The following is a 9,315-nucleotide window of genomic DNA, read 5'->3' on the forward strand; positions in this document are numbered from 1 at the left end:
GAACTTCAGCGCAAGGTTGACGATCAGTCTGCAGTCAGTTAACGATGGTGAGCCGACGGGTGAAAATGAATTTGCGAAAAATTATTGACACTATCTTTACTTCTTGATCTGCAGGCAGCCCGGGACAATGGGAACTTTCCCGCCATCCTCAAGAAGTATACGAAGCCGGTCCTGCTGATCATCGATGAGTGGCTGCTCCTGAAGCTCACTGAGCCAGAAGCCAGGAACCTGTTTGAGCTGATCCACAAACGCTGGAAGAAATCTTCCACGATCTTCTGCTCCCAGTTCCGGAAGGATGAATGGTATCAGCAGATTTGCGGCGGCGCAAGCACTCTTGCCGATGCGATCATGGATCGTATATCCTATGATTCGTATAAAATCGACATTGAAAGTGCGGATCCTTCCAAAGATATCTCCATGCGGGAGGTCTATGGATTAGATCCCGAAAAAGCATGATAACCAGTATTCAAGCGGGGTGGCTCCGAAAGTCCGGACAGGTGGCTCTGCCACCACCGGACAGGCGGCTCCGCCGCACCGTAATATTCAGTAACACCATAGTCTATTATCGTTACACCATTTTTTCAGATATGCTTGAAATACATAATGCTGTTTTTTTTAATGTATGACGTAAAACTTCCCGCCTTCCATTTTGTGGTCATCAAAATTACACACGGTTACTTATCTACCCACAAGTCTTCTACAGATTGGCTCCTGAAAAAGCAAAGTGATCTGTCATCAGACGGGACAACTCCGGAACTCCGAAATGGTGACTCTCAAAGTACGGATAGGTGGCTCTGCGAAGCCATGCGTAATCATCGATTCATTACGCCCTCCGATAGTTGGAGAGTGAGCACTTATTCTTTTAGTCGAATCGACCATTGACAACTTTGCCATTACTATCCCTGTCCATTTCAGCGACCTTTTGAGAATGAACTCTTTATGTGTACAGATTCTTTTTATTATCCTTTTCATATGTTCCACTGTTCATGATCTGTCACGCGAGGGCTAATTGAAGGAATCCACAATGCTATTATCACGTTGACGGCTCTACCCCAGCAATGACTCCATTATCTATTATTGCTTCTCTCTTCATATCACGATAGTAGTATCGGAAGGGGGATTCTCCAATCGGATAATCCGCATAGATTATTGGCATATTATATCCTGTGTTTCCATGCAGATCATACGCAACCACCTTTTCAAAAGGAAGACAGAGCATACGATTTGCTATAGCAAGCAACAACTGTTCTCTGATATAGTACTTCACCTCTGCCTTGAATCCCGTACTATCCCAACAAAGCAACCCTTCGTCGCAGAAATCATAAATCTCGTACTTTCCAAAGCCACCATCTGTGTTCCATTTCGGATCCTTGCACTCTGTGGAAATTATTATTACTTCATCAGATATAAATTTCTTTTCTGGGTTCTTCCATAATTCTTCACGGGAATAGTGCTTGAGTTTATCGCTGGATTTAAGAAAGTCCTGTCTCATTCTCTCCTTCATCTGAATAATTTTGTCCAAATTCTTCGAAACTACAACTTCTTGTTCGCCAGAAATATATTCCTGATTATCACCAAGCAAAAAAGCTTGCTGATACTTTTTTTGATCCAAAATATATTCCAGATGAACAATCTTAGGAATCCCATCTTCTCCTGCAGGATAGATACTTCTGTTCAACTCAAAAACATGCTTACTCCAACGTGTATCTGGTGATTCAATATAACAAATTGTGAACCGATATTGCTTATTCCTTTTTACAATTCCGGGCTCGATGTTTCTTCCAAAGACTTTTAGGTGTTTGACTATTGCATCGTTACAAAGTTCAACTTGAAAAAGAACATTTTTATGTTTTGGAAGTGGCTTCTCACCCCAAATATCCACTACTTCTGCTGTTCCGTGGATCTGGTGATTCAGTGCAATGATTTTTACGTCAAATATTGGAATGTTCCATTCAGTCTTTCGTATGGCACCTTCCGTTTCTGATTCTCTTTCCCGTAACTGTCGTATTACATCATTTTTAATCCTCTGCCACCGTCTATCCTTGGGTAAAGTCAGACTGAATTCTTGACATACTTTATCTCTAAGCTGTTTAATCCTATCCTCTAAAATATCGTCCTTTCCATCGCAGTGAATTGCCATGGTATCTGAACCGATGCACCCGCGAATCTTTTCTGGACCAAACCCTGGCAAAAGAATAACATCAGAATCAGTCTTTGTTATCCAGGCTGCACCCATCTCATTAAGACAATCTGGGCTGCCATAATACTTATCTGACAACAAGAATATCATATGCAAATTATATTCAAGAAACTGACTTCGAAGCCAATCGTATATCTTCTGCCCATTTGGAATAAGATGCCCTGGGACGGACGTACACACGATCGAGTCCGCTATTACTCCAAGATCCTCAAAAAAATCAACGATTGCAGTTGCATAATTCGCATCGTCTCCACGATGTGAAATAAATATTTTTGTTTGCTTCACTTGTGTATTATCCTCTAAAATTTCCGTATTATTCATCCTTTCTGTGCCTGAAAGTAAATGTTCCTATAGTTACAGTATATCATGCCTTTTCCTGTTCCCGTCTTCTGACAAAGCTCTGACACAACAGATTTACATACTGTTCTGCGCATTTACGGTTTTTAAAACGCGGATTCAGCTTTCGTTTGTTATATGTAAAACCAAAATGCTCCGATGTCACCCCAGCCAGAAGATTCTCATAATACTGTTCCCAGGAACTGTATTCACAGCCGTCACAATAATCGTAGGTTCTTATCAGTTCACCGCAATCGGATGATAAATGCTTTTTAACATCACTGAAATTCAATATGACAAATTCAAATGATTCCGGCGCTGAAACGAGAATATTGCCTTTGATTTCCGCAAACTTAAGAACGGCTTCGATAAATGCCCCAAACGCGGCTCCGTCAACGTTAACACAAATTTGACCATCCGGTTTCCAGTTCTTAATGAGGACACCCAAAACAGATGCATTCCCTCCTGCTGCCAACACTTCTGTACCGCCATAATCAAATGCATATTTTGCCATCTCAAAACCAGAATTCGAATCTTCCGTTAAGACCGTTTCAAAATCGCCGCTCCTATGCTCTTCTCCATATAACCGATACATTGAAGTGATGGTGTTCTCATCCTTCTTTTCTGTCACGAACTCATATATTCCCGAAATGGAATACGGTATCCCCGTAAAACCGCCACTGCGTGACACAATAACGGCATAACAGTCTGCTTTCCATAATTCTTTTTGGAAGCTGTCGCTGTATATATAATCCACATCCTCATCTACAAATAAAACCGTATCATGTACGGAACTGAGGATTTTTTCCCATTCGGATGAATTGGTCAGCACCCCAAGTGAAGCCGATGAATCAACATTTATCTTTATCCCTGACTTTTTACCAAATTCCAAATATTCGGATATGAGTCTGATCAATGAGCTTTTCCCCGTGCCGCTGTTCCCCTTGATCACAGACACCTTGCGTTCCAATTCCAGTCTGTAAACCGTCTTTCTGGAAACGACACGAATTTCATGTCTTCCCTTCATCCCTGATTACCTCCGGGTACCGGAATCTTTTTTCCGACCAGCTCCAGCATCTTTAATACAAACTCCTCGTGATTTCGGAGCAGGCTGCCATCATTTTCGCATCGAACGGGTGTAGGATGATCATTATCTCCGAGATTATCAAACGAAATATCATATCCGCTCAGACTGCACTTTATACTTTTCTTTTCTGCAATATCAAGGATCAGCTTCTCGCAATTCCGTCCACACACGATCAAATCCGTATAAAAATCATCCTCTTCATACATCAGTATCAGCGCCTTGGCTCCTCCGGATAAACGTTCAGGCGGTATCTGCCCAAGAACAGGGGATAATATGCACTGCCTGTCCTGCACTTCCGAATGATCAACTTTACTTATAATCATCCTAACAAACGGATCGTCAAAATAAGCTTCATCGTAAGTATTATTGAAATATGTATCTACGTTCAATATCGCGTCTTTGTCATATCCAAAAAAAATGCTTAACATCGATTACCTTCTCATTCTTAATAACTGTACTAATCTTTTAGCAAAGCAACTATAGCAAAATTTCCTCTTCGTTTTTTCACAAATTTATCTGAGAGATAATATCATCATGTTCCATACTACAACTCTTTATGGCATTCATCGTACATTGTTACAAGGTTCCTCATCTCTCTTATGGAAAGCAAACTATTCTCATAGTTTTTATTCAGCTCCGATATGAAATTGTCTTTACTTATATCACTCTTACACTTTCGTTCCATAATCGAATAGGTATCTTTATCCTGATAATGCGGAACAGATCTGACACTTGTAGATATTCGGATATCTTTTCTTTTCGATGGTGAATCCAACTTTAATATCTCTAGATTCTTCTCTATGAATTTACCTACGTCCCGATAATCCTTAAGCGCGCCTCCCATAAAAATCCCAGATGCGCATTGCCTCTGGATTTTCTCAACACCAAATTGCAAAAAGTCAATAACAGAATCAATGTTTGAAGGTTCCTCAACATTATAATCCAGGCGATTATCAGACGGGCTGTCCCAAAATCCCAGTTTGAATCCATAGTCAAAATACTTCTTAAGGAATTCTCTATATATCAGTTCCCCCTTAAGATTCCCCACAATTTCCATCTTATTAAATTCTCTTATCTGCTGCAGATACACATCCCGAGTAGGTATGTCTATATAATAACAAAATGATATGTATTCCGGCGTAATTTTGTTTCCAAACCGGTCACCTGTGACTTTATATCGAAATGTCAAAAATCGCTTCCAGACATCCTCTCTTCGCGCTTTTTGATCTCCACGGTCCAGAAAGATCGATAACGCCTTTGCAAGATCCACATCGTACTCACCCAGCATTGTAAAATGAAACAAATTGTCCCTGTCGAGTTCACCCTTGTAACACTTTTCGAGAAACTGCTTCCACGCGCCCGGCATATTCTCAGCATACAGAACCGAATCAATAAACTCCTTAGCAACGGCTTCATTGTCTGTATACTCCGACAAGCCGTTCGCATGAAGGTTTCTGATCAGTCTGCTGATTTTCTCATTGTAGTCATGATGTTCCAGGCTCTTCTCTGTTTCATGGAAAATGCTCTCATACACTATTTTTTTCTTTTTCTCCATCCCGACAGCATTCTTCTGCTGCAATTCCTGCTTATATTCTTCATCCATATACTGGAATTGGTAACCAAGCAGATTTAACAGATAGAATTTTTCTCGATTCGATCTCTGCTCTTCCGACTCCGGCACAGATTTATTACCATTCTGAAAGAACTGCTTTACAATATCTTTGGTAAGCCCATATTCTTCATTACTATCTTTGCCATCGTTATCTATATTATATCTGACCTCATTGATAAGTTCCTGCATGCTATATCGCTTATGTGTCACAGGAGATTCGAACCTCATCTCCGTCAGACAATCAAAGCGGAATTCCAGTTCCTCATAGATTCCGTTGAGAAAATGCTTCATGAAGAAAAATGCGATAATTGTCTTTTTATTCTCTGGGAGCAAATCTTCATGCGCTAAATACTTCTTACATTCTTCCAAAAAGGTCTTAACAATACGAAGAGGCTGGTTTGGCATCTCAAGCTTTACGATCCCCCTCAATCCCAGTTCATCCTCTATGATCCTTTCCGGATAGATCGGATCTGTCAGGAATCTATAATCTTCGCGAGCAATCATTCCTTGTCTTTCGAAATAATCTATAGCATTTTGAAACGGTATATTTGTGAGGTTAACAACATACGGAATATATTTCTCCAAATACGCCCTTCCAAATCCCATTTCACTCAGACGCTTGGCATCATACTCGTATATTACCCGGATATGATCGGCTGACAATCTCTCGGTAAAATCAAGTATCTTTCGGATTGCCTTTTCATCCTGCAATCTGTCAAGATCTTCTACGGAAATAATCACCGACTTGCTAAGTTTTCGAACGTCTTCTTTATAGGAATCTAACAGCCTGACCTTTGTATCATTGCTACTCCAAAGCAACATTCTTATGTCATTCAAAAAGGAATGTTTTGAAAGAATGCCTTTTAAAGCCTTTGAATTCTTCGAGAAGATATGGTTATCCGCAAGTCGTTTTTCCAATTCCCCTATTACAAAAGCGTCCAATTCCCCTTCATTACAGGTCAAAGCATCGATTCTGATCTCATAGATATCCTCAGAATGTCTCCTACAGAATTCCCTTTTAAGTTCTGTCTTTCCTGTTCCCCAGGCACCATTGATACCTACGATCCTCTCATTCGTCAGGTATTCCTCAAGCCTGTACAAATCGTATTTTCTTTCCTGGATAAACCAATCCGATATTTCTGTCTTTGATGATCTGAAATCCACATTACACGATCTACAGGTATCTTCTTTGTATCGGTTGTCTAAGCGAAAAATAGAAATACCAATGATCATTACCGCATACAGCAAAATCATAATGGAAATGCCTATATAAAACGCGATCCCCCTTCCAGTAATCTCGTAAGAGGCTACATTTCCCCAAAAAATTCTTTCCAAAACATATGCTATGCCATTGGCACTTCCAAAAATAAGGACATCTTCAATAAATGCAGTGTTCTTTCTGTCAAAATAGGTAATCAGAGCATAAAACACAACGATATCAAATATGCCAATATATGCAGCCAATGTAATCCTATTCATTGCTGCAAACGCGATATAACTTACTGTCAAAACTCCTGCTACAGTTGCGATTTTACTCCGCATGCCTCTTCAACCTCATATCACACATTCATTTTCTTCGAAATTCTCTCCATCAGATACGCATAAGCCTTCATATCTCGAATGTGATACATTGTCTGGAGATTCCCATCTTCCATCAGGAGCCATGGCTGGCAAAGCATTCCCTTAGATATCGTATATTTCAAAAAATATTCTATTGTCTTCGCTTCCTTTATCACAAGATTATCTATCTGATAATCTATCAATCCCGCATGAATATCACAAAGACACTTTTCCGTCACATCCACAATTGGGCTAAGAGATATCTCCTTTTCCTGCGCTTTCAGAATCCTTTTCTTGTTCTCTCCGCTCTTGCAATTTGCGAGAAGCACATCTCGATCGGAGTAAATCTCATTCCCATTTGTTCCCACATATATTCGATTAACCGGACTCTGTACATGCGCTGTTTGGTTTCGAATAAGATCAAGAAGCTGATATTCGACATGACTGTCATACGCCTCTGATGTCAAGATTCTAAACACCGTCTTATATTGAGCAATCAGCTCATCATCAAAGCTATGATCGATTCTCTTATGATGCGCAATATAGGCTTCCCAATAATCCAGAAACATATCGAATTCCAACGTGTATGATCTAAATCGACGATCCACCGTCAAATGAGCTTCCAAATTATCACTATTCAAAGAAGACACCGTGGTTCGATACTCTTCGGCTGAATCCTTTACGGGATTGATTCTATAAATATTATCAACAATTGGTGATAATAGATTAATTGCAGACTTTAGTAGTTCCGCATTCAGATAATCTTTTGCCTCTTGCACGACCATTTCACGTGCCTGATGGCCTTTAATAATCGGATCACCCTTATGTAATTTGTATCCCGTCACACAGTAGAGTTTTGTCATAATAGTATCCCGCTTTCCGTTTACAACATAGAATACCATCTCACTATATTGCTCATAATATCTTCATTTGCAAATGTCTAAAACCGTTCAAACTTAACCCTACAATTTTTTGCAACGTTTTGTTTCATTAGCACTCACCTGATTTATATATGCGTGCATCATCTTCATAACCGCTAATTGATTGTTCATATATTGTTGCTCCTGATTCACATGATCTGCTAATCCTTTTGGTAAATATGGTTTTTGTATCGTCTCCAATGAAATTTTGTATCCCAATGATTTAGCAATCACTTCCAGTAATTTATCACCTTCTATTTTAATTTTAGATAGGTCTGTTTCACTGGGATTCTCAACACATAACTTGTCGTAGTATGCTTTCCATTGATTCAAAACACTTTTTTCATCGTCAAAAACAACTTCGATAATATTTAAAGCTCGAACGCTATCAACAGACCAGCTAAGCCTCTATTAATCATAAGAGTCTTAAATATTTCCAGCTTATCTGCACGTTTTTTTCTATTATTCTGCAAAATTTGTCCCACAATCACTGCTATAATCGGAGAAAATATTATTGCAACAAGGTTAATTATATCCATTGTTTTCATATCTGCCCTCAATTTAACCTGCGTTTATGATAATTCAATTTTATATCTGTTTTCTAATTTCTCCAAGTTGTTTACTCTACTTCATCCAAACTTCCAGGGCACACCAGATAATACCCCTATATTCTCTGTACAACCGGTGAATCGTTTTTAGTTTTTCATTTCAATTCAACTCCAATGTTGACGATTAAATTACACTACCCTCTTCGCCCACCTTCTTCACCACCACTATCTTTTCTCCCTCTCCTTGATAATTCCGACTCTATACAGTATCGGATAGATTCATGAAACTCATCTTATATTGCCCAAATACTTCGAATAGTCGCGCTGGATACTTCGTCTACTCTCCCCAAAATACGCAGTTAGTGTTCTTTATTTCGCAAACTGCTTTTGTAAAATGTCAATAAAACCATTGTGTTATTCACGCATTTACATCCTTAGCTGATTCTTAATTTGGGACGATTCTATCAACGAAAATATGCCGTATAGGGGGCACTGTGCAAAAGTATCTATCGGTCTTTAAGCTATCGTAAAGATTTAGTCGGATTCAGAAAAAACAAAAGGGAACACCACTTTGTGTTATGATGTTAAGCACGACCAAAACAAGCATAAGCAAAGAAAGGTGTTCCCATGTTTTACAGTATACAGCATTTCGAGGAAGTTAGCATCAAGGTTTTTCAAAAGGCCGTAAAACTATATGTGAATCTGTTGTGTCAGTGTTTTGTCAGAAAACGAAACCAGAAATGAATTTTTGAGAGAGTATTGGAGGCGCGGTGATGAAACTTTTAAAGTTTACATATAAAAAAATGAAGGGCAAACCCGCCCCCTATTACTATGACTATTCGATGGGATAGGGAGGTGCGGACGAAAAAATTGGGCTGAAAACGCTTACTTCCCAAGCTGCGCACAAAGTTGAAGAAGGCATCGAAGAGACGCTCACATACATGGACTATCCAACCGAACACTGGAACAGAATCCGAACCAACAATACAACAGAACGGGTTAACCGGGAAATCAAGCGCCGTACAAAAGCGATTGGGGCTTTCCCGGACGGT

General features: G+C 39.6%; 8 protein-coding genes and 1 pseudogene. 2 read left to right on the forward strand and 7 right to left on the reverse strand.

Features of this window, described 5'->3' with window-relative positions:
* Positions 1-84 precede the first annotated feature (84 nt).
* Positions 85-456, forward strand: coding sequence for an ATP-binding protein (locus BR86_RS0113420; RefSeq protein WP_330372151.1), 372 nt, complete (start codon positions 85-87; stop codon positions 454-456).
* Between the two features lie 577 nt (positions 457-1,033).
* Here the strand turns inward: BR86_RS0113420 and BR86_RS15390 are convergent.
* From BR86_RS15390 to BR86_RS16405, 7 genes are all read right to left on the reverse strand, one after another.
* Positions 1,034-2,521, reverse strand: a complete 1,488-nt coding sequence (locus BR86_RS15390) for a toll/interleukin-1 receptor domain-containing protein (protein WP_051684824.1) — start codon at positions 2,519-2,521, stop codon at positions 1,034-1,036.
* Positions 2,522-2,564: 43 nt separating this feature from the next.
* Positions 2,565-3,563, reverse strand: a complete 999-nt coding sequence (locus BR86_RS0113430; protein WP_031474729.1) for a hypothetical protein — start codon at positions 3,561-3,563, stop codon at positions 2,565-2,567.
* Positions 3,560-4,051, reverse strand: coding sequence for a DUF4869 domain-containing protein (locus BR86_RS15820; RefSeq protein ID WP_075034494.1), 492 nt, complete (start codon positions 4,049-4,051; stop codon positions 3,560-3,562). The genes BR86_RS0113430 and BR86_RS15820 overlap by 4 nt, the downstream gene beginning before the upstream one ends.
* 116 nt (positions 4,052-4,167) lie before the next feature.
* Positions 4,168-6,777 carry a P-loop NTPase family protein gene (locus BR86_RS0113440; RefSeq protein ID WP_031474733.1) on the reverse strand — a complete coding sequence of 870 codons (2,610 nt, stop codon included), beginning with the start codon at positions 6,775-6,777 and terminating at the stop codon, positions 4,168-4,170.
* 17 nt (positions 6,778-6,794) lie between these two features.
* Positions 6,795-7,658 carry a hypothetical protein gene (locus BR86_RS0113445; protein WP_031474735.1) on the reverse strand — a complete coding sequence of 288 codons (864 nt, stop codon included), beginning with the start codon at positions 7,656-7,658 and terminating at the stop codon, positions 6,795-6,797.
* Between the two features lie 99 nt (positions 7,659-7,757).
* Positions 7,758-8,084: a DUF6680 family protein gene (locus tag BR86_RS16400; protein ID WP_330372152.1), complete on the reverse strand. Its 327-nt coding sequence runs from the start codon at positions 8,082-8,084 to the stop codon at positions 7,758-7,760.
* Positions 8,085-8,086: 2 nt separating this feature from the next.
* The gene (locus tag BR86_RS16405; RefSeq protein WP_242841620.1) at positions 8,087-8,263 is read right to left on the reverse strand and encodes a DUF6680 family protein; all 177 of its coding nucleotides are present in this window, start codon (positions 8,261-8,263) and stop codon (positions 8,087-8,089) included.
* 893 nt (positions 8,264-9,156) lie between these two features.
* On the opposite strand from BR86_RS16405, the pseudogene BR86_RS15830 reads away from it, so the two are divergent.
* Positions 9,157-9,315 (forward strand): annotated as a pseudogene (locus BR86_RS15830) (transposase); the annotation flags it as partial.

Origin of the sequence: [Clostridium] aminophilum DSM 10710, assembly GCF_000711825.1 — a bacterium.
GTDB classification, from domain to species: domain Bacteria; phylum Bacillota; class Clostridia; order Lachnospirales; family Lachnospiraceae; genus Clostridium_R; species Clostridium_R aminophilum.

Bases quoted from the DNA above. Each gene is read 5' to 3' on its own strand.
- BR86_RS0113430 (WP_031474729.1), bottom strand. From the start codon at position 3,563: ATGAAGGGAAGACATGAAATTCGTGTCGTTTCCAGAAAGACGGTTTAC.
- BR86_RS15390 (WP_051684824.1), bottom strand. From the start codon at position 2,521: ATGAATAATACGGAAATTTTAGAGGATAATACACAAGTGAAGCAAACA.
- BR86_RS0113445 (WP_031474735.1), bottom strand. From the start codon at position 7,658: ATGACAAAACTCTACTGTGTGACGGGATACAAATTACATAAGGGTGAT.
- BR86_RS15820 (WP_075034494.1), bottom strand. From the start codon at position 4,051: ATGTTAAGCATTTTTTTTGGATATGACAAAGACGCGATATTGAACGTA.
- BR86_RS16405 (WP_242841620.1), bottom strand. From the start codon at position 8,263: ATGAAAACAATGGATATAATTAACCTTGTTGCAATAATATTTTCTCCG.
- BR86_RS0113440 (WP_031474733.1), bottom strand. From the start codon at position 6,777: ATGCGGAGTAAAATCGCAACTGTAGCAGGAGTTTTGACAGTAAGTTAT.